Source organism: Pseudonocardia sp. HH130629-09, assembly GCF_001294645.1.
In the GTDB taxonomy this organism is placed as follows: domain Bacteria; phylum Actinomycetota; class Actinomycetes; order Mycobacteriales; family Pseudonocardiaceae; genus Pseudonocardia.
The window spans coordinates 4,085,382-4,109,692 of the sequence record NZ_CP011868.1; the positions used below are offsets into that span (position 1 = coordinate 4,085,382).

A 24,311-nucleotide genomic window follows, 5' to 3' on the forward strand; every position below is an offset into this window, starting at 1 on the left:
CCCACCCCCGGGCGAGCGGGTCACGACGGCGTCGAGCTCAGCGCCTCCGTCGGGTTGCGGTCCGCGTACTGCGCCACCGACCCGTTGCGGACCGCTCCCCACAGCTCCGCGCTGCGCTGCTCGTCCAGGTAGACGACCGACTGCTCGCCCTCCCGGCCCAGCCCGGCCACCGGCGCCGTCACGAACGCGACGCCCGACCCGCGCAGGTTGCGGTTCTCCAGGGCCAGCTGGACCAGCCCCGTGTTCGACAGCGAGTCGTCCACGCTCACCGCGTCGCCGACACTGGTCGCGAACGAGTAGAGCGCGGTCGGGTCCGTGGTGGCCTTCTCCTGCACCGTCGCGAGCAGCGCCTTGATCGCGTTCTGCTGGCGGGCGGCGCGGTCGATGTCGCCGTTCGGGAGGCCGTGGCGCTGACGGACGTAGGCCAGGGCCTGGGCGCCGTCGAGGTGGTTCTCCCCCGCCCGGAAGTCCACCCCGGCGTTGCTGGTGGCCCGCGCGACCGTCACGTCGATGCCGCCGACCGAGTCGACGAGCGAGGTGAACCCGGCGAAGTCGACAACACCGAAGTGGTCCACCCGCACCCCGGTCAGCTTCTCCACGGTCTCGATGAGCAGCGGCGCACCGCCGAAGGCGTAGGCGGCGTTGATCTTGTTCATGCCGCGGCCGGGGACGTCGACCCAGGAGTCGCGCGGGATCGACACGACGCTGGCGTGCTCGCCGTCGGGGGCGAGGGTGCCGAGCATGATCACGTCGGACCGCTGGGAACCGGCGTCGCCCCCCGGGGCGGCGTCGGTGCCGGTGGTGGGTGCCTCGGCCCGGGAGTCGGTGCCGACGAGCAGGAACGTGGTGCCGCCGGACGTGGCGGGACGGCTGCCCGCGTCGATCCCGCGGAACGCGTCCGGGATGCGGGCTATGCCGCCGCCGATGCTGGAGGTCAGGTAGGCCACCACGCCGCCGACCGCGAGCAGCAGCACGAGCACCAGCGCCAGCAGCACGGCCAGCACCCGCCGCCCGCGCCGACGGGGACGCCCGCCACGCAGGCCGGGCACCACGTCGTCGTGCCAGGTCGGGGGGACGGCATTGCGCATCGGGTCTCCTGGGTCGGGCGTGGGAGGTCGTCCGGTCCGTCGCGTCCGCGCGGACGGCGTTACGCGACGCCGCACGGTCCCACTCCCGGTGGTGCGCAACGCCACCGGACCGTGCACGCCAGACCTTCAGTGTGCACACAGCGCAGTCACAGGGACGTGCTGTGTCATCAGATGCAGGGAACCCACGGCGCTGGTGCTGACGGTCCCGAAGGACGGGGCGATATCAGCGGCAGCACGGCCGCACGGCCCTCGTGCACCGAGGAGGAACCATGAACGTCACGCCCGAGACCCCCGCCAGCACCGCCCCCGCCGCCGCGATCCCGGCTCCGCGGGCCGCTGCCGAGAACACCGCACTGCCGCCCGTCGCGACCACCTCGGTCGCGGTCGACCTGTGCCGCTGCGGTCACGAGCGCGACGCCCACGACCACTACCGCGCCGGCACCGACTGCGGTGTCTGCGGCACCTCCTGCCGCGCCTTCCACGCCAGCACCGGCTCCGCCGAGGGCCGGTCGTCCGGTCGCGCCGCCCGCCTCACCTCGGCCCTGCTGCGCCGCCGCTGATCCCTGCGCGTCCCCGGACGGTCCGCCGGGAGGCGGGGCACGAACGCCTCCCGGCGCCGGTCCGGCCGGGTCACGCCCGGACCGGCACCGCGTCGGGGAGCAGCCACCGGCCGCCGGTCGCCTCCACCTGCGGCAGTGCGCGGCGCATCCCCGGGAGCAGATCGTCGACGAACAGCAGCACCGACCGCGGCGCCGCCGCGACGAGCGCGTCCGGGGCGACGATCGGGATCGCCGTCCCCGGTGTGCGCCTGCCCTGCTTGGCGACCGAGCCGTCGGCGATCACGGGCAGCAGGTCCAGACCGATCCCGGCCCGCGACAGCAGCGCCACCGCCCGCGACGGCGCGCTGTAGCCCCACACCGGGCGACCGGCGGCGCGCTCGGCCTCCAGGAACTCCCGCACACCCGTCGTCGACCGGTCCGCGGCCCACTGCAGTGACGCGACCGTCGCGTCGCGCACGCCGGCGGCGTCCTCGGCGGCGACCATCGTGCGCACCGACTCCTGCTGCTCGCCGCCCGCCCGCGCGACGAACAGCACCGTGCCGCCGTAGAGCGGGAACCACCAGGCCCGGACCGCGGCGAGGCCGACGGTCTCCAGCATCCCGACCAGCGCCGGGGTCGAGTAGTAGGCGAAGTGACCGTGGCGCAGGGCGTTCCACTGCGCGCCCTCGACGATCGCGCGCAGCGTGTGGAACCCGATCACCAGCGTCCCGCCCGGCCGCAGCCGGGCGACCCGCTCACGTACGGCGGCGGCCTGGTCGGCGTCGTGCATGAGACCGAGGTTGTCGACGACGACGTCGGCCGGTTCGTCCGGTGCCACCGGCGGCGCGCCGGCCGCGGCGAGGGCGGCCACCCAGGAGCCGCCGTGCGGGCTGCCGTACTCGGCGAAGGACACCTCCGGTCCGACGACGCCGGCCGCGGCGAGGGCGGCGACGGCGGTACGGCCCTGCTCGACCAGTGCCGCGGGCGGGGCCGGACCGCACCCGGGTGGTGCCGGCCGGTCCCGGCCTGGAGACCGACGCCCGGCGGATCACCGAGGCACTCGCGCTGCGCGACGGTCCGGTGGCCGGCCCGGCGCGGCCCGGCGCGGTCGTGGCGCTCGCGGACCCGCGGCGCACCCGCACCGAGGACCTCACCGGTGTCCTCACGGCCGTCCCGGAGCGGGAGCGGGTGCTGGCGGTCGTCCTGACCTGATCTGGTCCGATCCGACGAACGGTCGCGCGGACCCGGAGGACCGTCGTGCGGCACCGGCGGGCGGGTGTGCGGTCCCGGGGCGCCCGCGCCGCGCGGTCACCTCCCCGAGGCCGCGTTATCACCCTCGCGTAACCGGGCTTCCGTATGGTCGACTACATCACGGACCTCGTGCGTTCCGGAGGTGGTCGCGTGCCGTACCGACAACCCGTCCCCAGTGGTGCCGAGATGATCGTCCCTGGCGACCTGAGAGCGGTCGACCCGCTCCCCGACGATCCCGTCCCGGCACCGGGGACCGAGCCGCCGACCACGGCTCGCATCCCGGCGGGGTCCCGGGTCCTGCTCCTCAACGCCAGCTTCGAACCGCTGGCCGTCGTCACGTCGAAACGTGCGATCTGCCTGCTCCTCTCCGGCAAGGCCGAGTGCCTCCAGGAGGCGCTCGAGGGGGCGGAGTTCCGCTCCGAGTCCCTCTCGCTCCCCGCCCCGTCGGTACTGCGCCTGTCGCGCTACGTCCGGGTGCCCTACCGCCGCGTCGTCCCCATGACCCGGGCCGGTGTGCTGCGCCGCGACGCCCGCCGCTGCGCCTACTGCGGCAAACGCGCCGACACGATCGACCACGTCGTGCCGCGCAGCCGCGGCGGGGCGCACAGCTGGGAGAACTGCGTCGCCGCCTGCAAGGCCTGCAACTCACGCAAGGCCGACCGGCTGATCGAGGAGATCGGCTGGACGCTGCGCACCACTCCGGCACCGCCGGCCCGCAACGGGGCCGGGGTCCTGGTGCTGGCCGTGGAGCCGCTGCCGGCCTGGGAACCGTGGTTGACCGCCGCCGCGTGAGCCGCTCGTCCGCGGCCGGGCACGCAGAGTGACGAACTTGGCCACTGTGTCCTGTTCGTGGGTCGTCTCGCCGTCGCGATCGTTGCAATCAGTGATGCGACGGGCTCGGCGACCGAGCCGGACACGGGGCGGCGAAGAACGGGATGCACGGGCGGAGTGGGCGGGAACGGGCCGCCGTCCTCGTGGGCACGATCCTGCTCGCGATGTCGGTCGGACTGGCGTTCGCGCCGGTCGCGGGCGCGGCGCAGCCGACAGGGCAGCTGCGGCTCGGCCACCTGTCGCCGGGGACCGGCGCCGTCGTCGCGACGATCTCCGGCCCCGAGGGCGCGGGCTCGACCGAGCAGGTCGTCGCCCGGGACGCCGCGTACGGCGACGTCACCGGCTACCTGCGGCTCGTCCCGGGTCGTTACACGGTGACCATGCGCCCGGTCGGGAGTGACCCGGACGGGCCGGCACCGCTGTCGGCGGGGCTGCAGATCGCACCCGGCACCACGCAGTCGCTGTTCTTCTTCGACACCGGCTCCGGCCAGGTCCGCGGTGACCTCGTCCCCGACGACCTGACCGCGCCCGCCGCCGGCTCCGGCCGGGTCCGGTGCCGGACGTGCGCTCGGCATGGTCGGTGTGGTCGGCGTGGTCGGTGGTCATGGACGGCACCTCGTCTCGCGGCGGATCGTGCACCGCTGCGCTCGTGCCGGACCTGCCCGCCGTTACCCCCCGAGGGCGCCGATCACGTCCGCGAGGAGGTCGTCGGTGTCCTCCACCCCGCAGGACAGCCGCACCAGGCCGTCCGGCACCGCGTCGCCCCACCGGGCCCGCCGGTCCGCGGCGGTGCGCAGTCCGCCGAAGCTCGTCGCCGAGTCGACCAGCGTCGCGGCGGCCAGGAAGTCCGAGACGGCGTGGGTGTCGGCCAGGGTGAACCGCAGGATGCCGTTCCAGCGCCGCATCTGGGTCCGGGCGAGCAGGTGCGACGGGTCGTCGGCCAGCCCGGGCCAGCGGACGTCACGCACGCCGGGGGTCTCCCGCAGCGCGACGGCGAGCGCGCGGGCGTTCTCGGCCTGCCGGCCCAGCCGCAGGTCCAGGGTGCCGAGCCCACGCAGCGCCAGCCAGGTCTCCATCGGCCCGGCGATCGCGCCGCCGCGGGTGCGGAAGGCGCGGACCCGCTCGTGGTGCACCGGGTCGGCGGCGGAGACGTGCCCGAGCAGCAGGTCCCCGTGCCCGGACAGTGCCTTGGTGTCGCTGGCGACGACCAGGTCGGCCCCCAGCGCGAGCGGCTGCTGCCCGAGGGGGGTGCACGTGGTGTTGTCGACGGCGACGACCGCCCCGGCCGCGTGCGCGGCGGCGGCGACCGCGGCGACGTCACAGACCTCCAGGCCGGGGTTCGACGGCGTCTCCAGCATCACCAGCGCGGGCCGGTGCCGGGCGATCGCCGACGCCCAGTCGCCCGCGGTCGCGCAGTAGGCGACCGGCACCCCGAGCGGGGCGAGCTCCTCGTCGGCGAGCAGGCGTGCGACGTAGTAGCCGTCGCTGGGCAGCAGCACGCCGCGCCCGGCGCCGGTGAAGGCGCGCAGGACCGCCGCGACCGCGGCCATCCCGGACGGGAACACCGTGCACGGCCCGCCGTCGAGCTCGCCGACGGCGGCCTCGAACTCCCGCCACGTCGGGTTGTCCGCGCGGGCGTAGAAGTCCGCGCCCTGGTCGGCCTCCTCCGGGCGTCCGAGGTGGTACGTGCTGGTCAACACCGGTCCGCGATGGATCGGGTCGCCCACGGCGTGGGCGTGCTGCTCCCCGCCGTGCACACAGCGGGTGCCGTCTCCGAGCATGGGGTTCACTCCGGTTTCGGGGCCCGGGAGATCAGTTCCTTGGCCATCTGGTGGGCGGTCATGCCCTCGTGGCAGACCCGGCGGACCGCGTCGGCGATGGGCAGCTCGACCCCGGCGCGCTCGCCGAGCTCGCAGATCGACAAGCAGGACTTCACGCCCTCGGCGACCTGGCCGTGGTTGGCCTTCTCCGCCTCGGCGAGGCTCGCGCCGCGCCCCAGCTGCTCGCCGAAGGTCCGGTTGCGCGACAGCGGGGAGCTGCACGTCGCCACCAGGTCGCCCATGCCGGCCAGGCCGGCGAAGGTCAGCGGAGAGGCACCGAGCGCCATCCCGAGCCGCGACATCTCGGCCAGCCCGCGGGTGATCAGCGACGCCCGCGAGTTGTCGCCCAGCCCCATCCCGGAGGCGACGCCGACGGCGAGCGCGATGACGTTCTTGCCCGCCCCGCCCAGCTCCGCCCCGACGACGTCGGTGTTGGTGTAGGCGCGGAAGTAGCCGGTCGCGCAGGCGGTCTGCAGCGCCACCGCGCGCTCGTGGTCGGAGCAGGCGATGACGGTGGCCGTCGGCTGCTCGTGCGCGATCTCCGCGGCCAGGTTCGGCCCGGACACGACGGCGAGCCGGTCCGCGCCGACACCGGTGACGTCGTCGATGACCTCGGTCATCCGCTTGAGCGTCCCCAGCTCGACGCCCTTGGCCAGGCTGGTCAGGGTGACCCCGGCCGGGACCAGGTCGCGCCACTGCTCCAGGTTGGCGCGCAGCGACTGCGACGGCACCGCGAGGATCACCGCGTCGACGCCGTCGAGGGCCTCGGCGGCGTCGTGGGTGGCGCGCAGCGTGTCCGGCAGCGCGACGTCGGACAGGTAGTCCGGGTTGCGCCGGTCGGCGTTGATCGCCTCGGCGATCTCGCAGCGGCGGGCCCACAGCCGCACGTCCCGGCCGGCGTCGCCGAGGACCTTCGCGAACGCGGTGCCCCAGCTGCCCGCGCCGAGCACGGCGACGCGCTGGATCGAGTGCACCGGCTCGTTGACCGGGCGCTCCCCGAACGACGGGACCCCAGGGACGCTCATCAGCCTGCCTCGCTCTCCGGACGTCGGCGGTAGAACTCCTCCGGCGCGTCCTCGTCGCGGACCTCGGCGAGCAGCTCCCGCACCCGCCCCATGATCAGGTCGGTGACCTCGCGCAGGACGTGGGCGTCCAGCGGGCGCCCGCGGTAGGCGCTCAGGTCCACCGGGTCCCCCGCGCGCAGCACGACGTCGGTGCGCGGCAGCGGGCGGAACTTCTTCTCGTAGCCGTTCAGGACCTCGCGGGTCCCCCAGTGCACCATCGGGATGACCGGCGCCCCCGAGGCCAGCGCCATCCGCGCGACGCCGGTGCGCGAGCGCATCGGCCACCCGTCGGGGTCCCGGGTGATGGTGCCCTCCGGGTAGATGATGACGATCTTGCCGTCGGCGAGCGCCTGCGTGCCCGCGGCGAGGCTCTGCTGGGCGTCGGCGGAGTCGCGGAACACCGGGATCTGGCCCGAGCCGCGCAGCACCGCGCCGAGCACCGGCACGTTCCACAGGCTGCTCTTGGCCAGGAACCGCGGCACCCGGCCCGCGCTGTGGACGTAGGTGCCGGTGTGGATCGGGTCCAGGTGGGAGATGTGGTTGCCGACCAGCAGCGCACCGCCGCGGGCCGGGAGGTGCTCGCGGCCCTGGTAGCGCGGCCGGCCGGTGAGCCAGCCGATCGAGTAGAAGAACGGGACGGCGAGACCGACCCAGAATCCGCCCTTCTCGCGTGCCACCGGCGGCCTCCTCCTGCCCGCCGCTGCGGCGGGTCGTGGGGTCGTCCCGGATCGGGATGATCCGGATCTGATCCGTGGAGTCTCCCCACAGAGGCCCCACGGTGTCACGCGGGGTGCCAGACTGGGGCCGTGACCCTGCGGGTGGACCTGGTGGTGCCGGTGAAGCCGCTGCCCCGCGCGAAGACCCGGTTGCGTGGCGCCGCCGACGGCGGGGTCGGCGATCTCGGCGCGCACCAGCGGCTCGCGCTGGCCCTGGCCCGCGACACGGTGGCCGCCGCCGTCGCCGCGACGGCGGTCCGGCACGTGCTGGTGATCTCCTCGGACCCGGCGGTGGCGGTGGAGGTCGGCGCGCTCGGCGCCGAGGTCGTCACCGACCCCGGGCGCAGGCTCAACGGCGCGCTGCGCCACGGTGCCGCGCTGCTGCGCTCGCGCGACCCGCACGTCGCGCTGGGGGCGCTGCAGGCCGACCTGCCCGCCCTGCGCCCGGCCGAGCTCGACGACGCCGTCGCCGCGGCCGCCGTGCTGTTCGCCGGCGGCGCGACCCGCACCTTCCAGCCCGACGCCCCTGGCGAGGGCACCACGCTGCTGCTGGTCGCCCCGGGGCAGGACCTCGACCCGCACTTCGGCCGCGGGTCGGCCTCCCGGCACCGTGCCTCCGGGGCCCGTCCGCTGCCCGGTGACCGTCCCGGTCTGCGCCGCGACGTCGACACCGCCGCCGACCTCGACGACGCCGTCGCACTCGGGGTGGGGGCGTGGACTCGGGCCGTGGTCGACGCCCGGCACGGACCCCCCGCCGTACCCCGCCCACCCGGATGTCACCCGCCGGGGGAGGCCGTCGCCCGACGGTGTGGCACACCACGTACGTGACGGTGTGGCAGACCACGTACGTGACGTCGTCGGCCGGGGCCGTGTCCCCGTGGACGGTTGCGGAGCGGTACGAAACAATCGTGACGTGAGCGACGACTCGGCGACCCCGGACGGACGGAACGGCACCTCCGCGCACCCGGGCGGCCGTCCCCGGACGGCGGCGCGCCGTGCCCCGCGGCCGGCGTCGCGGCGGTTGCACACAGCGAGCCGCAGCGTCGCCGACCAGGCACCGTCCGCGGAGATCCCGGCCCAGCAGCACGCGCCCTCGGGTCCCGCGGCACCGCCCGCCCCGCCGGCCGCCACGCCGTCGCCGAGCCAGGGGGCGGCCCCGATCGCGCCGCCCGCGGGGGCGACCACCCCGGCGTCGACGATGGGCGAGCTGCTCCCCGAGGACCGCTACCTCAACCGCGAGCTGTCCTGGCTCGACTTCAACGCCCGCGTGCTGGCCCTGGCCGAGGACTCCAGCCAGCCGCTGCTGGAGCGCGCGAAGTTCCTCGCGATCTTCGCCTCCAACCTCGACGAGTTCTACATGGTCCGGGTCGCGGGCCTGAAGCGCCGCGACGAGACCGGGCTGTCCGTGCGCAGCGCCGACGGCCTCACCCCGCGCCAGCAGCTGGCCCGGATCACCGAGCGGAGCCGCGCGCTGTCGCGGGCGCACGCCGAGGTGTTCATGGACGAGCTGCGCCCCGAGCTCGACGCGGCCGGCATCCACCTGCGCAGCTGGGAGGAGCTGACCGACGCCGAGCGCCTGCGCCTGTCGGACTACTTCACCGAGACGGTGTTCCCGGTGCTCACCCCGCTCGCGGTCGACCCGGCGCACCCGTTCCCCTACATCTCCGGGCTGTCACTGAACCTGGCGGTGACCGTGCGTGACCCGGAGGGGCGGACCGAACGCTTCGCCCGGGTGAAGGTGCCGAACAACGTGCCGCGGCTGGTGTCGGTCGACCCGCCGGACACCGACACCCGCGCCGGGAACCGGCAGTGCACGTTCCTGCCGATCGAGGACCTGATCTCCGCGCACCTCGGTGACCTGTTCACCGGCATGGAGGTCACCGAGGTCCATCCGTTCCGGGTCACCCGCAACGCCGACCTCGAGGTCGAGGAGGACCGCGACGAGGACCTCCTGCAGGCCCTGGAGCGCGAGCTCGCCCGCCGCCGGTTCGGGCCGCCGGTGCGCCTCGAGGTGCTCGACACGATGTCCGAGCACGTGCTGGAGCTGCTGCTGCGCGAGCTCGACGTCGACCCCAACGACGTCGTCACCGTCCCCGGGCTGCTCGACCTCACCGGCCTGTGGCAGGTGCACGGGGTCAACCGCCCCGACCTGAAGGACGAGCCGTTCCGCCCCGCGACGCACCCCGCGTTCGCCGAGCGGGAGACCCCCCGCAGCGTGTTCGCGACGCTGCGCGAGGGCGACGTGCTCGTGCACCACCCCTACGACTCGTTCTCCACCTCGGTGCAGCGCTTCATCGAGCAGGCCGCCGCGGACCCGAACGTGCTCGCGATCAAGCAGACCCTCTACCGCACCTCCGGCGACTCCCCGATAGTCAACGCGCTGATCGACGCCGCCGAGGCGGGCAAGCAGGTCGTCGCCCTGGTGGAGATCAAGGCCCGGTTCGACGAGCAGGCCAACATCCGCTGGGCGCGCGAGCTGGAGAAGGCCGGCGTGCACGTCGTCTACGGCCTCGTCGGGCTCAAGACCCACTGCAAGACCTGCCTGGTCGTGCGCCAGGAGGGGGCGGAGATCCGCCGGTACTGCCACATCGGCACCGGCAACTACAACCCGAAGACCGCACGGCTCTACGAGGACGTCGGCGTGCTCACCGCCGACCCGACGATCGGCGCGGACCTCACCGACCTGTTCAACTCCCTCACCGGCTACTCGCGGCAGACCTCCTACCGGAGCCTGCTCGTGGCGCCGTACGGGATCCGCCGCGGCATCGTCCGCCGCATCGACGACGAGATCGAGGCGCACCTGTCCGGCGAGGCCGGCGCGCGGGTGCAGATCAAGGCGAACTCGCTCGTCGACGAGGCGATCATCGACGCCTGCTACCGGGCGTCGCAGGCGGGCGTGCCGGTCGACATCGTGGTGCGCGGCATCTGCGCGATCGTCCCCGGGCGGGCGGGGCTCAGCGAGAACATCACCGTCCGGTCGATCCTCGGGCCGTTCCTGGAGCACTCCCGGGTGCTGCACTTCGGCTCGGCCGACGAGTACTGGATCGGCTCGGCGGACATGATGCACCGCAACCTGGACCGCCGGGTCGAGGTGATGCTGCGGGTCGCCGACCCGAAGCTCGCCGACCAGCTCGGCGCGATGTTCGACTCCTGCCTGGACCCGGCGACGCGCTGCTGGACGCTCGGCCCGGACGGGACCTGGTCGCCGTCCCCCGCGCCGGGATCGGAGAACATCCGGGTCCGCGACCACCAGATGGAGATGATGAACTCCCGGCGAGGGAAGAGCGAGGACTGATGCTCTCCGCGCAGTTCCGGACCGACGGGGCCGAGGTCGACCCGGCGGGGATCGCCGGCGTCGTCGCGGCCGGGACGGTGCCGTGGCGCCGCGCGGACGACGGAACCGTCGAGGTGGCCCTGGTCCACCGCCCCCGCTACGACGACTGGTCCTGGCCCAAGGGCCACCAGGACCCGGGCGAGGCGCTGACGTCGACCGCGCTGCGCGAGACCGTCGAGGAGGCGCACCTGGAGTGCCGCCTCGGCGCGCGGCTCGGCCACACCGCGTACGACGTGCCCGGCAAGGGCCACAAGGTCGTGCACTACTGGGCCGCCGAGGTCGTCCGCGATCCCGGCTTCACCGCCACCGACGAGACCGACGAGCTGCGGTGGCTGCCCCGCGACGAGGCCGCCACGCTGCTCAGCCGCCCGGCCGACGCCGACCTGCTGGACCGGCTCGACCAGGTGGGGCCGCCGTCGTCGACGGTGGTGCTCGTGCGGCACGCCAAGGCGGGCAGCCGGACCGCCTGGGAGGGCGACGACGACCTGCGCCCCCTCTCCGGCACCGGGTTCACCCAGGCCGACCGGCTCGCGGACTTCCTCGCCCGCTTCGGCCCGGACCGGCTCACGACCGCCCCGCCGCTGCGCTGCGGCCAGACGATCGAGCCCTACGCACGGGCGTCCGGTGCGGGCGAGCCGGACGTGGAGCCGCTGCTGGGCGAGCACGGCTACTGGGTCTCGCCCGCCGACGGCCTGGCCCGTTTCCGCACCCTCGCGGCCCAGCCCGGCGTGACGCTGCTGTGCAGCCAGGGCGGGGTCATCCCGGACGTCGTCGGGCACCTGCTGGCCGACGCGGGGAGGTCCCCGGACCCCGACCTGCCCTCGCACAAGGCCAGCACCTGGGTCCTGGGCTTCGGCGACGACGGCGCCCTGCTGTCGGCCGACTACTACCGCCGCCCGCCCGCCTGACCCGCCTCGCCGTCCCGCTCCGCCCACCTCCCGGCATCCCCGGTGCCGCGCCACTCGTCGATCAGTGCACCAGTGCTGTTCGGCCCCGGACCGACAGCGCTGATGCGCTGATCGACCCCGGAGCTCGGAGGTGCCCTCCTGATGCCGGTCTGTGCGATCGCGAACGGGCGCACCGGTTCCGGCCCGGCGGACGTGGGCAGAGGTGCAGGGTGCGCGGGTGGAGGAGCCGTTCCGGGGGTCGGACGCCGTCGCGCGCGGGATCGTCACGCCGGCGCGGCTGCGCGGGCCACGGTTCGTGCGCCTGTTCCCCGACGTGTACGCGTCCGCCGCGGTCCCCGTGACGCCGGTGCTCCGGGCCCGGGCCGCGTCGATCTACGCCGGGCCGCCCGGGGCGGCGTCGGCCTACTCGGCGGCCGAGATCCTCGGCGCGTCCTGCGGACCGTGGGGTGCACCGGCCGAGCTCGTCGCGCCACGGCGGATCCGGCCCCGCCCGGACCTGCTCGCCCACCAGGGTGTCCCGCTCGAACCCGGGCTCTGCGACGGCGTCCGGGTCACCTCGCCCCGCGCCACGGCGTGGGAGCTGTGTCGGCGCCTCGAACTCGTCGACGCCGTCGTCGCCCTCGACGCGCTCGCCGCCCGGAGACGGGACCGGCCGGTGTTCGTCCCGCTGCGGGGCACACCGGCGCCCGAGCAGCGGAAACTGTCCCGGATGCGGGCGCCGTGTCCCGGCTTCGACCCCGCCGACCTGCTGGTCCTGCGGTCGCTGTACCCGCACGGGCGGGGCTCGGCCCGGCTGGACCGGGTCGTCGCGCTCGCCGACCCGCGTGCGGAGTCCCCGCCCGAGACCCGGCTACGGCTGTTGCTCGTGCTCTCCGGGCTCCCGGTCCCGCAGGTCCAGTTCCCGCTGTACGACGACCGGGGCCGCCCCTGGGTGCGGTTCGACCTGGCCTACCCCGACGCCCTGCTGGCGATCGAGTACGACGGCGCGGAGCACGACGACCCGCTCGACCGCGTCCGCGACGCCCGCACCGCGGCGCTGGGATGGCAGACCCTGCGGATCACCGCCGACGGCCTCACCCGCAACGCCCGTCGCACCGTCGGGACGGTCCGTGCCCTGCTCGCCCAACGGACCCGCCTCGCGTCCCGCTGACCCGCACCGTCGCCGCGCCGCACCTCCCCGGCTCGGTCGGGCAACGCCGCGAGGCAGAGGGCGAGCCGCACGCGACCCCACCGGCCTGGAGCCGCCCGGTTGCCCGCACGCAGCTCGACCCGCCCACACCGGCGCGCTCGCCGGGCCACCCCGAGCCCCGGGCGGACACCGCCGGAAGCCCGTCGATCAGTACGTGAGTGCTGTCCGCACCCGCTCGATCAGCACTCACGTACTGATCGACACGCGCAGGCAGCGCTGGGCGGGCGGGGCGGGGAGCGCGGGGGCGCGGCTACTTCTCCGCGGTGGTCTTCCGTCGGGCCGGCTTCTTCTCCGCAGCAGCCGCCTTCTTCGCGGAAGCGGCCGGCTTCTTCTCCGGGGCAGCTGCTGTCCTCGCCGGGGCGGTCGCCTTCTTCCCGGGGGCGGCTGCGCCGGCCGGAGCGGCTGCGGCGACCGGAGCGGCTGCGGCGACCGGAGCGGCTGCCGCGGCCCGCTCGGCGCGGCGGGGGGCGCTGGTCGCGTTCGCGGCGGCGGCCTCGCTGGCGGCCACCCGCTCCTTGAAGGCCGCACCCGGCCGGAACGACGGCACCACGGTCTCCCCGACGGGCACCGTCTCCCCGGTGCGCGGGTTGCGGGCGGTGCGAGGAGCGCGTCGACGCGGCTCGAACACCCCGAACCCGGTCAGGGTGACGGTCTCACCGCGGCCGACCGCGTCCACGATCACGTCGACCATCGCGTCGACGGCCGCCGTGGCGGCACGACGGTCTCCGAGCCGGGCGGTCAGCGCGTCGACGAGCTGAGCCTTGTTCATGGTCACGAAAGGTAGGGCTGCGCCCTGCCGCGCACCAGATCCGGGCGCGAGTCCAGGTCGCATACCCTCCATTAGTACAGGTCCGAACGGGTGATCGCCACGACTTCTGTCAGGTCATGGTGACCACCCGTGTTCGGTTCAGGCCAGCGTGCGCGGCATCCGGGCGGGCCGGGTTCCCTCGAACGCGGTGATGTCGGCCTCGTGCCGCAGCGTGAGTCCGATGTCGTCGAGGCCCTCGCGCAGCCGCCATCGGGCGTAGTCGTCGATCTCGAACGGCACGGTCAGGTCGCCGGCCTGCACGGTCTTCTCGCCGAGGTCGACGGTGACCTGCGTGCCGGGCTCGTTCTCCAGCTTCTTCCAGAGCAGCTCGACGTCGGGCTGGGCGACCTGGGCCGCCACCAGACCGGCCTTCGCCGAGTTGCCGCGGAAGATGTCGGCGAACCGCGAGGAGATGACGACCCGGAAGCCGTAGTCCATCAGCGCCCAGACGGCGTGCTCGCGCGAGGACCCGGTGCCGAAGTCCGGTCCGGCGACGAGGACCGACCCGCGGGCGTAGGGCTCGGTGTTGAGCACGAACGACGGGTCCTGGCGCCAGGCCGAGAACAGACCGTCCTCGAAGCCGGTGCGGGTGACCCGCTTGAGGTAGACCGCCGGGATGATCTGGTCGGTGTCCACGTTGGACAGGCGCAGCGGCACGCCGATCCCGGTGTGGGTCTCGAACTTCTCCATCAGTCCAGGTCCTCCGGGCTGCTCAGGGTGCCGCGCACGGCCGTCGCGGCCGCGACGAGCGGCGACACCAGGTGGGTACGACCGCCCTTGCCCTGCCGCCCCTCGAAGTTGCGGTTCGAGGTCGACGCACAGCGCTCACCGGGCGCGAGCTGGTCGGGGTTCATGCCCAGACACATCGAACAGCCCGCCGAGCGCCACTCCGCGCCGGCGTCGAGGAAGACCTTGTCCAGCCCCTCCTCCTCGGCCTGGAAGCGGACCCGCATCGACCCCGGGACGACGAGCATCCGCACGCCCTTCGCGACCGTGCGCCCGTTCAGCACATCGGCCACCGAGCGGAGATCCTCGATCCGGCCGTTGGTGCAGGACCCGACGAAGACCGCGTCGACCGGCACCTCGCGCAGCGGGGTCCCGCCGGTCAGGCCCATGTAGGACAGTGCCTTCTCCACCGCGGCGCGCTCGCCGTCGTCGGTGATGGCGGCCGGGTCCGGCACGGACTCGCCCAGCGGCAGGCCCTGCCCGGGGTTGGTGCCCCAGGTGACGAACGGAGTGAGCTCGTCGGCGTCGATGTGCACGACCCGGTCGAACTCTGCGCCGGCGTCGGTGCGCAGGGTGCGCCAGTCGGCGACGGCGGCGTCCCAGCCCGCGCCGGCCGGGGCGTGCTCGCGGCCCGCTAGGTAGGCGAGGGTCGTCTCGTCGGGGGCGATCATGCCCGCGCGGGCACCGGCCTCGATCGACATGTTGCAGATCGTCATCCGGGCCTCCATCGAGAGGTTCTCGATGACGTTGCCCCGGTACTCCAGCACGTGGCCCTGCCCACCGCCGGTGCCGATCTTCGCGATCACCGCGAGGATGACGTCCTTGGAGGTGACGCCCGGACGCAGCGTGCCGTCGGAGCTGGTCACCTCGATCGCCATCGTGCGGAACGGCTTGAGCGGCAGCGTCTGGGTGGCGAGCACGTGCTCGACCTCGGAGGTGCCGATGCCGAAGGCCATCGCGCCGAACGCGCCGTGGGTGGAGGTGTGGGAGTCCCCGCAGACCACCGTGGTGCCCGGCTGGGTCAGCCCCAGCTGCGGGCCGACCACGTGCACGATCCCCTGCTCGGGGTCGTTCATCGGGTGCAGCCGGACGCCGAACTCCGCGCAGTTGCGCCGTAGGGTCTCCACCTGAACCCGCGACACCTCGTCCGCGATCGGGGCGAGCACGTCGAGGGTGGGGACGTTGTGGTCCTCGGTCGCGATGGTGAGGTCCGGGCGCCGGACCGGGCGGCCGGCGAGCCGGAGCCCGTCGAACGCCTGCGGACTCGTGACCTCGTGCACCAGGTGCAGGTCGATGTAGAGCAGATCGGGCTCGTCACCCTCGCCCTTGCGGACGAGGTGCCGGTCCCAGACCTTCTCGGCCAGCGTGCGCGGCTTGTCTGCGGTGGTCACGCCCGCCTCCCTCTGTGATCTGATCGCGGTGGACTTCCCAGATCGTGGGAAGTTAGTATCGGAACGTGGGACAGTCTAGCGGGATCGGCGTGCTCGACAAGGCCGTGGGGGTTCTCCGGGCGACGGCGGAGGGGCCGTGCGGCCTGGCGGAGCTCTGTGAGCGCACCGGGCTGCCCCGGGCGACGGCACACCGGCTCGCCGTCGGCCTGGAGGCACACGGGATGCTGCTGCGCACCCCGGACGGGCGCTGGCACCCCGGACCCACCCTCGGCCAGCTCGCCGGCGGGCGGCCGGACCCGCTGCTCGACGCCGCGGCCGCGGTCCTGCCCCGGCTGCGCGACATCACCGGCGAGAGCGTGCAGCTCTACCGCCGCGACGGGATCCACCGGATCTGCATCGCGCACGCCGAGCCGCCGTCCGGGCTGCGCGACACCGTGCCCGTCGGCTCCCGGCTGCCGATGACCGCGGGCTCGGGGGCCAAGGTGCTCGCCGCCTGGTGCGACCCGGCCACCCAGCGCCTCATCCTCGCCGACGCCAGCTTCTCCGAACGCGTCCTCGTCGACGTCCGCCGCCGCGGCTGGGCACAGAGCGTCGCCGAACGGGAGGCCGGTGTGGCGTCGGTGTCGGCTCCGGTGCGCGACGCGGCGGGACAGGTCGTCGCCGCGGTCTCGGTGTCGGGACCGGTGGACCGGATCGGGCGCCGGCCGGGGGTCCGCTGGGCCGCCGACCTGCTGGCCGCCGCGGACGCCCTGCAGCACCGGCTCGTCTAGTACTCCAGCCGCACTTCGTGATGTGGGTCTGCGCTAGGCTTTGATCTTGTGCAGGTGGAGGAGGACCTAGAGGCGTGGGCCGGCGGCCTGGACGGGTTGTTCGGGCTGGTGGCGGGGCGGTTCTTCCGGACGGAGCCGCGGCGTCGGGCGCGGGCGTATGTGCGTGGATTGTTGGCGCCGTTGGCCGGGAAGAACGGGTGGACGCTGGCCGAGGTCGCCGGTGACACGACGCCGGACGGGATGCAGCGGCTGCTCAACTCGGCGGCTTGGGACGCCGACGGGATGCGCGACGACCTGCGAGACTACGTCACAGAACACCTCGGCGAGCCCGGCGGGGTGCTGATCGTCGACGAGACCGGGTTCCTGAAGAAGGGGGCCAAGTCGGCCGGGGTGCAGCGCCAGTACTCCGGCACTGCGGGCCGGGTGGAGAACTGCCAGCTCGGGGTGTTCTGCGCCTATGCCAGCGGCAGGGGCCGCACGTTGATCGATCGTGAGCTTTACCTGCCCAGGTCGTGGACCGGTGATCGGGAACGTTGCCGGGCTGCGGCGGTGCCCGACGAGGTCGAGTTCGCCACCAAGACCGTGCTGGCCAAGCAGATGCTCGGCCGGGCCCTCGACGCTGGTGTCCCGGCGTCGTGGGTGGCTGCGGACGAGGCCTACGGTCAGGACTACAAGTTCCGCTCCTGGTGCGAGAAGCGCCGGATCGGCTACGTCGTCGCCGTGCCCCGCAGTCAGTCGATCCCGCTCTCGCTCGAGGCTGACATCGCCGGGCTGGCCGGGTCACGACGCGCCGACGACCTGGTCGCTCGCGCGCCGGAGCAGGCGTGGAAGCGCCGCTCGGCGGGGGACGGGGCGAAGGGTGAGCGGCTCTACGACTGGGCCGTGGCCAGCCTGTCTCCGCCACCGGAGGCGCCCGCCGGGTGGGGGCGCTGGCTGCTGGTGCGCCGTCAATCCTCACCGACACCCAGATCGCCGCCGGTGACGAGCCGGAGTTGGCCTACTACCTGTGCGCAGGCCCGCCCGGCACCAGTGACGACGACCTCATCCGGGTCGCCGGCGCCCGGTGGGCGATCGAGGAGTGCTTCCAGACCGCGAAGAACGAGGTCGGGCTCGACCAGTACCAGGTGCGGCGTTACGACGCCTGGTACCGCCACATCACCCTGGCCATGCTCGCCCACGCCTACCTCTCGGTCACCGCGGCGATCGCCCCAAAAGACCTGGCAGCGGGCTCATCCCGCTCACCCTCGCCGAGATCCGACGTCTCCTGGCATCTCTGATCCACATCCCCGCCCGCACCGTGGGCTGGGCCTGGTCGACCTGGCGTCGCCGTCACCAACACCGAGCCCGCGAAAGCCACTACCGACGACGAAGACAGCCCAGCTAACGAAGTGCGGCTGGAGTACTAGGTGTGATGTCCATGGACGTTGTTCCAGGTTGAGCTGATGACGGCCTGTCGCTGAGACAGGCGAGGACCCCCGGTTGTGAAGTGGAGCTGTCTAGGAACCGCTTCACCAACCGGAGGCCCTTGTGACCCACGCTAACGCTGCGCTGACTCCGCGTGCCCGGCTACGGCTGGCCCGTCTGATCGTCGACCAGGACTGGACCTGCTCCACCGCGGCCAGAATGTTCATGGTCGCCCCTCGCACCGCCCGAAAGTGGGCTGACCGCTACCGCGCCGAGGGCCCGCCCGGGATGGTCGACCGCAGCTCCCGACCACGGTCGATGCCGGCCAAGACCCCGCCGAGGCTGGTGAAGCAGATCGTGCGACTGCGGTGGCACCACCGACTCGGACCAGTACAGATCGGCGGCCGACTCGCTCTCGCCGCCTCGACCGTGCACGCGGTCCTGCGCCGCTGCCGGATCAACCGGCTCTCCCACATCGACCGGGTCACCGGCGAGCCCCTACGCCGCTACGAACACCCACACCCCGGCTCGTTGATCCACGTCGACGTCACCAAGTTCGGCAACATCCCCGACGGAGGCGGACACCGCTTCGTCGGACGCCGACAAGGCGCCCTGAACAAGCGGTCCACTCCCGGACTGCCCAGGGGAACCGACTACAAGCCGCGCACCGGCAGAGCGTTCGTCCACACCGTCATCGACGACCACTCCCGCGTCGCCTACGCCGAGATCCACAGCGACGAGAAAGCCGACACCGCCACCGGTGTGCTACGCCGGGCCGTGGACTGGTTGAACGCCCGCGGCGTGACCGTCGAACGGGTCCTGTCCGACAACGGCAGCTGCTACCGCTCACACGCCTGGCGTGACACCTGCAGCGAACTGGGCATCACCCACAAGCGAACCCGGCCCTACCGGCCTCAGACCAACGGCAAGATCGAACGTTTCCACCGCACCCTCGCCGACGGGTGGGCATACGCCCGCTTCCACCCCTGCGAAACGGCTCGGCGAGACGCGCTCCCCGGCTGGCTGCACTTCTACAATCACCACCGGCCCCACAGCGCAACCAACGGCCTACCGCCGATCAGTCGCCTGACCAACCTGCCTGGACATCACACCTAGGGGGGCGCCCCCTGCCGAGCCGCACCCCCTGCCACGTCCCGAGTCGGTCGAGGTCGCGGTTCCGGGCTCCACTACCGTGTGGTGGTCCGGCACCGGGCCGGACCCTTCGGACATGGTCGGCACACCGGGGAGACGATGGGTTACCTGCTGGGCATCGACGTCGGCACCACTCGGACGGCGGCCGCGGTCATCCACGCCGGCACCGTCGAGATGGTCACGCTCGGTGACCACTCGGTCGACATCCCGTCCGTGGTCTACGTGGCACCGGACGGCGGGCTGCTGTTCGGCGATGCCGCCGAACGCCGTGCCCTGACCGAGCCGGACCGCGTCGCACGCGAGTTCAAGCGGCGCATCGGCGACCCGACGCCGATCCCGCTGGGTGAGCAGTCCTTCGCCCCCGAGCAGCTGTCCGCGCTGCTGGCCGAGCACGTCGTCGACGTCGTCGCACGTACCGAGGGCGGCGCCCCCGACCGCATCGCGGTGACCCACCCGGCGTCCTGGGGCATGCACAAGTGCGACCTGTTCGCCGCCGCCCTGGCCGAGCGCGGCCTGACCGTCACCTTCCTCACCGAGCCGCAGGCCGCCGCCCTGCACTACGCGACGAACGAGCGGGTCGAGCCCGGCGCGACGGTCGCCGTCTACGACCTCGGCGGCGGGACGTTCGACGCCGCCGTCGTCCGCAAGGAGGCCGCGGGCGGCGGGTTCACCCTGCTCGGCAGGCCCGAGGGCGTCGAGCAGCTGGGCGGCGCCGACTTCGACCAGGCCGTCGTCGACCACGTGCGCGACGCCGTCCCGGCCGCCTTCGAGGGCCTCGACGAGACCGACCCGAACGCCCTGTCCGCGATGGCCCGGCTGCGCCGCGACTGCCGCGAGGCCAAGGAGGCCCTGTCGGCCGACACCGAGGTCTCGATCCCGGTGTGGCTCAGCGAGGTCCGCACGACGGTGCGCCTGCACCGCAGCGACTTCGAGGAGCGCATCCGGCCCCGCCTGGAGGAGTCGGTCGAGGCGTTGCAGCGCGCGATCGCCTCGGCCGGGCTGGCCGCCTCCGGGCCGTCGGTGGTGCTGCTCGTCGGCGGGTCCTCGCGGGTCCCGCTGGTCGCCGAGCTGGTGTCCACCGGCCTCGGGCGTCCCGTACAGGTCGACGCGGACCCGAAGAACACCATCGCGAAGGGCGCCGTCGTCGCACTCGGGCGGCCCGACCCCGTGCCCGGCACCGGCTCGGGCGGATTCGGCGCGGTGTCGACGAGCAGCGGTCTCGCGCTGGCCCCCGACCCCGGCCCGCTGCCCTGGGAGAACCCGGACCCGGTCACCGACCGGATGCCGACCGGCGGCGCGACCCAGCTCGACGGAGACCGCACCGCCTACCTGGACAGCGCCCGCGCCGACCCGCCCACCGACCGCCTCCCCGTCGTCCCGCCGGTGGGCTACGACCAGACCGCCGTGCACGGATACGGCGGGTACGGCGGTTACGACGACGGCGAGACCACCATCGCCCCCGGGCCGGCACCCGTCCGCCGCTCCCCCGCGCTGCTCATCGGCGCCGGCGGGGTCGTCGCGGCGCTGGCCGTGCTGGGCACGGTGTTCTTCTGGCCGCAGGACCGCACGATCAGCAACGCGACCCCCGAGCTGCCGGCGATCCCGACGACGACCCAGGCCCCGCCCCCGACGACCGTCGATCACGAGCCGGTGCGGCAGCCGGAACGGACCCGGGAGCGGCCGACCGAGGCCGTCCCTACGACGACCGACGCGCCGATCCCCGAGCCGCCGCCGGTCGTCATCACCACGACGTCCGCTCCGCCTCCGCCGAGCTCGTCGTCCTCGTCGTCCTCGGCACCGCCCCCGCCGAGCAGCTCGACGCCGAACCCGCCGGAGGGGATCCCGGGCCCGCCGGGAACCTGATCCCACCGACAGATCGACAGTCCAGATTGATGAATCTGGACTGTCGACCTATCGTGGGTTGCATGTCGCAACCACCTGTGGGGACCGCCGCCTCCACTGCCCGCGCGGTCCGGATCGGCGTCGGCCGGCTGCGCCGCCGCATGCGCGAGCACTACGACCGCGACCAGCTGACGGCGTCGCAGATCGCGCTGCTCGGCCGCCTCGACCGCGGTGGACCCAGCACCGCCGCCGCGCTCGCCGCCGCCGAGGGCGTCCGCCCACAGTCGGTCGCGATGTCGATCGCCGCCCTGGAGGAGCGGCGCATGGTCGAGCGCCGCCCGGATCCGTCCGACGGGCGCCGGCAGATCGTCTCGGCCACCGACCTCGGCCGTCGGTTCACCGCCGACGCCCGGTCCGCCGGCGAGGACTGGCTCGCCGGGGCGCTCGCCGACCGGCTCAGCGCCGACGAGCTGCGCACCGTCGACGAGGCCATGCGGCTGCTGGAACGGGTGACCGAGCGATGACGCCGCGCCGGGGCCGCCGTACCGGGCCGTCCACGTTCGACCGCCGGCTGCTCCTCCCCATGATCGGCGGGGCCGTGCTGAACCCGGTGAACTCGTCGCTGATCGCGGTCGCGCTGGTGCCGATCGGGCTCGCCCTCGGGGCCCCCGCGACCGAGACCGCCTGGCTGGTGTCCGGGCTCTACCTCGCGACCGCGGTCGGCCAGCCCGTCACCGGACGCCTGGTCGACCTGTACGGGCCGCGGCCGCTCTACCTGGCCGGCGCCGTGCTGGTCGGTGTCGGCGGGACCCTCGGAGCGCTCGCCCCGGACATCTGGTGGCTGGTCGCGGCGCGGGTCGTCATCGGGCTCGGGACGTGTGCGGGCTACCCGGCGGCGATGGCGCTGATCCGCGGCGAGGCCGACCGCACCGGCACCGACAGCCCGGAGGGCGTGCTGACGGTGCTCTCGATCGCGACGTCGACGATCGCCGTCGTCGGGCCGAGCCTGGGAGGTCTGCTCCTCGGGGTCTCGGGCTGGCGGGCGGTGTTCGTGGTGAACATCCCGCTGGCTCTGCTGTGCCTGGTGCTCGGTGCGCTGCGGCTCCCCCGTACCCGGGTCGCCCACCGCGGCGTGCGGGCCGCGCTGCGCCGGGTCGACCCGCCGGGCATCGCGCTGTTCGCGGTCACCACCGTCGCGCTGCTGCTTGCCCTGCTGCACCCCGACGCCGGCGCGGTCGCCCCCGCACTGGTGGCCGTCGCCGCCGGGGCGGCGCTGGTGGTGCGCGAGCTGCGGACCCCCGAGCCGCTCCTGGACCTGCGGGTGCTCGGCGGGAACCTGCCGCTGCTGCTGACGTTCGTCCGGGCGCTGCTCACCGCGACCGTCTCCTACTGCGTGCTCTACGGCTTCACCCAGTGGCTGGAGCAAGACCGCGGGCTCACCCCCGCGACGGCCGGGCTGGTCCTGCTGCCGATCTTCGTCACCGGGATCGGGGTGACCGCGCTGACCGGCAGGCGGCGCGCGATCCGGGGCAAGCTGCTCGTCGGCGGGGTGGCGCAGGTGCTGCTCGCCGCCCTGCTGTTCGCCCTCGGGCCGGCCAGCCCTGTCTGGGTCATCGTCGTGGTCGCGTTGCTCGCCGGGCTGCCACAGGGCCTGAACAACCTCGCCGTGCAGAACGCGGTCTACCGGCAGGCCGACCCGGAGCGGGTCGCCTCCTCGGCCGGGCTGATGCGCACCTTCTTCTACCTGGGCGCCATCGCCGCCTCGGCCGCGGGCGGGATCGCCTTCGGCGGCAGTACGGCGGGCGACGGCCTGCCGGTCCTCGCCGCGGTGATGCTCGTCGCCTCGACGCTGTTCGTCCTGCTCACCCTCGCCGACCGTTCACTGGCCCGGCTCGCCGGGCCGGAAGGAGCACCGTCGTGACCGACCGACCGGCTTCCGGGCTGCTCGACGCGGCCCGACCCGGACACGACGAAGGCCCCGCACCGGAGAGCGGGGCCTTCGTGGAGTAGTCCCGACGGGATTTGAACCCGCGCTACCGCCTTGAGAGGGCGGCGTCCTAGGTGTGATGTCCAGGCAGGTTGGTCAGGCGACTGATCGGCGGTAGGCCGTTGGTTGCGCTGTGGGGCCGGTGGTGATTGTAGAAGTGCAGCCAGCCGGGGAGCGCGTCTCGCCGAGCCGTTTCGCAGGGGTGGAAGCGGGCGTATGCCCACCCGTCGGCGAGGGTGCGGTGGAAACGTTCGATCTTGCCGTTGGTCTGAGGCCGGTAGGGCCGGGTTCGCTTGTGGGTGATGCCCAGTTCGCTGCAGGTGTCACGCCAGGCGTGTGAGCGGTAGCAGCTGCCGTTGTCGGACAGGACCCGTTCGACGGTCACGCCGCGGGCGTTCAACCAGTCCACGGCCCGGCGTAGCACACCGGTGGCGGTGTCGGCTTTCTCGTCGCTGTGGATCTCGGCGTAGGCGACGCGGGAGTGGTCGTCGATGACGGTGTGGACGAACGCTCTGCCGGTGCGCGGCTTGTAGTCGGTTCCCCTGGGCAGTCCGGGAGTGGACCGCTTGTTCAGGGCGCCTTGTCGGCGTCCGACGAAGCGGTGTCCGCCTCCGTCGGGGATGTTGCCGAACTTGGTGACGTCGACGTGGATCAACGAGCCGGGGTGTGGGTGTTCGTAGCGGCGTAGGGGCTCGCCGGTGACCCGGTCGATGTGGGAGAGCCGGTTGATCCGGCAGCGGCGCAGGACCGCGTGCACGGTCGAGGCGGCGAGAGCGAGTCGGCCGCCGATCTGTACTGGTCCGAGTCGGTGGTGCCACCGCAGTCGCACGATCTGCTTCACCAGCCTCGGCGGGGTCTTGGCCGGCATCGACCGTGGTCGGGAGCTGCGGTCGACCATCCCGGGCGGGCCCTCGGCGCGGTAGCGGTCAGCCCACTTTCGGGCGGTGCGAGGGGCGACCATGAACATTCTGGCCGCGGTGGAGCAGGTCCAGTCCTGGTCGACGATCAGACGGGCCAGCCGTAGCCGGGCACGCGGAGTCAGCGCAGCGTTAGCGTGGGTCACAAGGGCCTCCGGTTGGTGAAGCGGTTCCTAGACAGCTCCACTTCACAACCGGGGGTCCTCGCCTGTCTCAGCGACAGGCCGTCATCAGCTCAACCTGGAACAACGTCCATGGACATCACACCTAGGCCGCTAGACGACGGGACCAGGACAGTCGGCTCGGTCTCGATTGCGGACCCCTGCGCATGGAGTCCGTGGTAGTCCCGACGGGATTTGAACCCGCGCTACCGCCTTGAGAGGGCGGCGTCCTAGGCCGCTAGACGACGGGACCTTGGACGAGACCGTGCCGATTGTCAGAAATCGTCATTCCGAAGAAGTCGCGATTTCCGCTGGGGTACCAGGACTCGAACCTAGACTAACTGAACCAGAATCAGTCGTGCTGCCAATTACACCATACCCCATCGAAAAGCGGGCCTCGTTCCGGAGCGAGG

21 protein-coding genes, 2 tRNA genes and 2 pseudogenes are annotated in these 24,311 nt (G+C 73.6%); 14 read left to right on the forward strand and 11 right to left on the reverse strand.

The window, feature by feature from the left end:
- Window positions 1-20: 20 nt before the first annotated feature.
- On the reverse strand, window positions 21-1,088 hold the full coding sequence (locus tag XF36_RS18770) for an LCP family protein (RefSeq protein ID WP_060712977.1): 1,068 nt from the start codon (window positions 1,086-1,088) through the stop codon (window positions 21-23).
- Window positions 1,089-1,357: 269 nt separating this feature from the next.
- Here XF36_RS18770 and XF36_RS18775 point away from each other — a divergent pair, with 269 nt between their 5' ends.
- Window positions 1,358-1,648: a hypothetical protein gene (locus tag XF36_RS18775; protein ID WP_060712978.1), complete on the forward strand. Its 291-nt coding sequence runs from the start codon at window positions 1,358-1,360 to the stop codon at window positions 1,646-1,648.
- Between the two features lie 70 nt (window positions 1,649-1,718).
- Here the strand turns inward: XF36_RS18775 and XF36_RS18780 are convergent, their stop codons facing one another.
- Complete coding sequence (locus XF36_RS18780; protein ID WP_060712979.1) at window positions 1,719-2,540, reverse strand: hypothetical protein; 822 nt, start codon at window positions 2,538-2,540, stop codon at window positions 1,719-1,721.
- A 92-nt stretch (window positions 2,541-2,632) separates the two neighbouring features.
- On the opposite strand from XF36_RS18780, the gene XF36_RS18785 reads away from it, so the two are divergent.
- The 3 genes and pseudogenes from XF36_RS18785 to XF36_RS35735 all read left to right on the forward strand — a co-directional run.
- On the forward strand, window positions 2,633-2,839 hold the full coding sequence (locus tag XF36_RS18785; RefSeq protein ID WP_145981419.1) for a hypothetical protein: 207 nt from the start codon (window positions 2,633-2,635) through the stop codon (window positions 2,837-2,839).
- A 189-nt stretch (window positions 2,840-3,028) separates the two neighbouring features.
- The gene (locus XF36_RS18790) at window positions 3,029-3,670 is read left to right on the forward strand and encodes an HNH endonuclease (RefSeq protein ID WP_369804849.1); all 642 of its coding nucleotides are present in this window, start codon (window positions 3,029-3,031) and stop codon (window positions 3,668-3,670) included.
- 203 nt (window positions 3,671-3,873) lie between these two features.
- Window positions 3,874-4,209: pseudogene (locus XF36_RS35735) on the forward strand (DUF4397 domain-containing protein); the annotation flags it as partial.
- A 168-nt stretch (window positions 4,210-4,377) separates the two neighbouring features.
- Here XF36_RS35735 and XF36_RS18795 read toward each other — a convergent pair.
- Genes XF36_RS18795 through XF36_RS18805 form a run of 3 tightly spaced genes read right to left on the reverse strand, consistent with a single transcriptional unit; the run spans window position 4,378 to window position 7,270 of the window.
- Entirely contained in the window at window positions 4,378-5,490 is a 1,113-nt protein-coding gene (locus XF36_RS18795; RefSeq protein WP_060714811.1) for a cystathionine gamma-lyase, read from the reverse strand.
- Window positions 5,491-5,495: 5 nt separating this feature from the next.
- Entirely contained in the window at window positions 5,496-6,554 is a 1,059-nt protein-coding gene (locus tag XF36_RS18800; protein WP_060712981.1) for an NAD(P)H-dependent glycerol-3-phosphate dehydrogenase, read from the reverse strand.
- Complete coding sequence (locus XF36_RS18805) at window positions 6,554-7,270, reverse strand: lysophospholipid acyltransferase family protein (RefSeq protein ID WP_060712982.1); 717 nt, start codon at window positions 7,268-7,270, stop codon at window positions 6,554-6,556. The genes XF36_RS18800 and XF36_RS18805 overlap by 1 nt, the downstream gene beginning before the upstream one ends.
- A 129-nt stretch (window positions 7,271-7,399) precedes the next feature.
- Between XF36_RS18805 and cofC the strand changes: the two genes are divergently transcribed.
- The 4 genes from cofC to XF36_RS18830 all read left to right on the forward strand — a co-directional run bounded on the left by cofC (window position 7,400) and on the right by XF36_RS18830 (window position 12,701).
- Complete coding sequence (cofC, locus tag XF36_RS18810) at window positions 7,400-8,137, forward strand: 2-phospho-L-lactate guanylyltransferase (RefSeq protein ID WP_064485458.1); 738 nt, start codon at window positions 7,400-7,402, stop codon at window positions 8,135-8,137.
- Between the two features lie 85 nt (window positions 8,138-8,222).
- Window positions 8,223-10,604 (forward strand): RNA degradosome polyphosphate kinase, encoded by a 2,382-nt coding sequence (locus tag XF36_RS18815; RefSeq protein WP_238588960.1) that lies wholly within the window; start codon window positions 8,223-8,225, stop codon window positions 10,602-10,604.
- Complete coding sequence (locus tag XF36_RS18820) at window positions 10,604-11,551, forward strand: NUDIX hydrolase (RefSeq protein ID WP_060712983.1); 948 nt, start codon at window positions 10,604-10,606, stop codon at window positions 11,549-11,551. The genes XF36_RS18815 and XF36_RS18820 overlap by 1 nt, the downstream gene beginning before the upstream one ends.
- A gap of 217 nt (window positions 11,552-11,768) precedes the next feature.
- The gene (locus XF36_RS18830; RefSeq protein ID WP_060712985.1) at window positions 11,769-12,701 is read left to right on the forward strand and encodes an endonuclease domain-containing protein; all 933 of its coding nucleotides are present in this window, start codon (window positions 11,769-11,771) and stop codon (window positions 12,699-12,701) included.
- A 289-nt stretch (window positions 12,702-12,990) separates the two neighbouring features.
- Here the strand turns inward: XF36_RS18830 and XF36_RS18835 are convergent, their stop codons facing one another.
- The 3 genes from XF36_RS18835 to leuC all read right to left on the reverse strand — a co-directional run bounded on the left by XF36_RS18835 (window position 12,991) and on the right by leuC (window position 15,665).
- Window positions 12,991-13,509 carry an HU family DNA-binding protein gene (locus XF36_RS18835; RefSeq protein WP_060714813.1) on the reverse strand — a complete coding sequence of 173 codons (519 nt, stop codon included), beginning with the start codon at window positions 13,507-13,509 and terminating at the stop codon, window positions 12,991-12,993.
- Between the two features lie 138 nt (window positions 13,510-13,647).
- Window positions 13,648-14,238 carry a 3-isopropylmalate dehydratase small subunit gene (gene leuD / locus XF36_RS18840; protein ID WP_020625107.1) on the reverse strand — a complete coding sequence of 197 codons (591 nt, stop codon included), beginning with the start codon at window positions 14,236-14,238 and terminating at the stop codon, window positions 13,648-13,650.
- Window positions 14,238-15,665 (reverse strand): 3-isopropylmalate dehydratase large subunit, encoded by a 1,428-nt coding sequence (gene leuC, locus XF36_RS18845; RefSeq protein ID WP_060712986.1) that lies wholly within the window; start codon window positions 15,663-15,665, stop codon window positions 14,238-14,240. The genes leuD and leuC overlap by 1 nt, the downstream gene beginning before the upstream one ends.
- A 65-nt stretch (window positions 15,666-15,730) precedes the next feature.
- On the opposite strand from leuC, the gene XF36_RS18850 reads away from it, so the two are divergent.
- The 6 genes and pseudogenes from XF36_RS18850 (at window position 15,731) to XF36_RS18875 (ending at window position 22,754) form a co-directional block, all read left to right on the forward strand.
- Complete coding sequence (locus tag XF36_RS18850) at window positions 15,731-16,435, forward strand: IclR family transcriptional regulator (protein WP_051050238.1); 705 nt, start codon at window positions 15,731-15,733, stop codon at window positions 16,433-16,435.
- A 54-nt stretch (window positions 16,436-16,489) separates the two neighbouring features.
- A pseudogene (locus XF36_RS18855) lies at window positions 16,490-17,712 on the forward strand (IS701 family transposase).
- 250 nt (window positions 17,713-17,962) lie between these two features.
- Window positions 17,963-18,955: an IS481 family transposase gene (locus XF36_RS18860; protein ID WP_082375268.1), complete on the forward strand. Its 993-nt coding sequence runs from the start codon at window positions 17,963-17,965 to the stop codon at window positions 18,953-18,955.
- A 135-nt stretch (window positions 18,956-19,090) separates the two neighbouring features.
- A complete protein-coding gene (locus XF36_RS18865) occupies window positions 19,091-20,854 on the forward strand; it encodes an Hsp70 family protein (RefSeq protein WP_064485646.1) in 1,764 nt (587 codons plus the stop codon).
- A 62-nt stretch (window positions 20,855-20,916) separates the two neighbouring features.
- Window positions 20,917-21,357, forward strand: coding sequence for a MarR family winged helix-turn-helix transcriptional regulator (locus XF36_RS18870; protein ID WP_060712988.1), 441 nt, complete (start codon window positions 20,917-20,919; stop codon window positions 21,355-21,357).
- A complete protein-coding gene (locus tag XF36_RS18875; RefSeq protein WP_060712989.1) occupies window positions 21,354-22,754 on the forward strand; it encodes an MFS transporter in 1,401 nt (466 codons plus the stop codon). The genes XF36_RS18870 and XF36_RS18875 overlap by 4 nt, the downstream gene beginning before the upstream one ends.
- Window positions 22,755-22,890: 136 nt before the next feature.
- Here the strand turns inward: XF36_RS18875 and XF36_RS18880 are convergent, their stop codons facing one another.
- The 3 genes from XF36_RS18880 to XF36_RS18890 form a co-directional block, all read right to left on the reverse strand.
- On the reverse strand, window positions 22,891-23,883 hold the full coding sequence (locus tag XF36_RS18880) for an IS481 family transposase (protein WP_082375268.1): 993 nt from the start codon (window positions 23,881-23,883) through the stop codon (window positions 22,891-22,893).
- Between the two features lie 192 nt (window positions 23,884-24,075).
- A tRNA-Glu gene (locus XF36_RS18885) sits at window positions 24,076-24,151 on the reverse strand.
- A gap of 58 nt (window positions 24,152-24,209) precedes the next feature.
- Window positions 24,210-24,281: transfer RNA gene (locus XF36_RS18890), tRNA-Gln, on the reverse strand.
- Window positions 24,282-24,311: the final 30 nt, after the last annotated feature.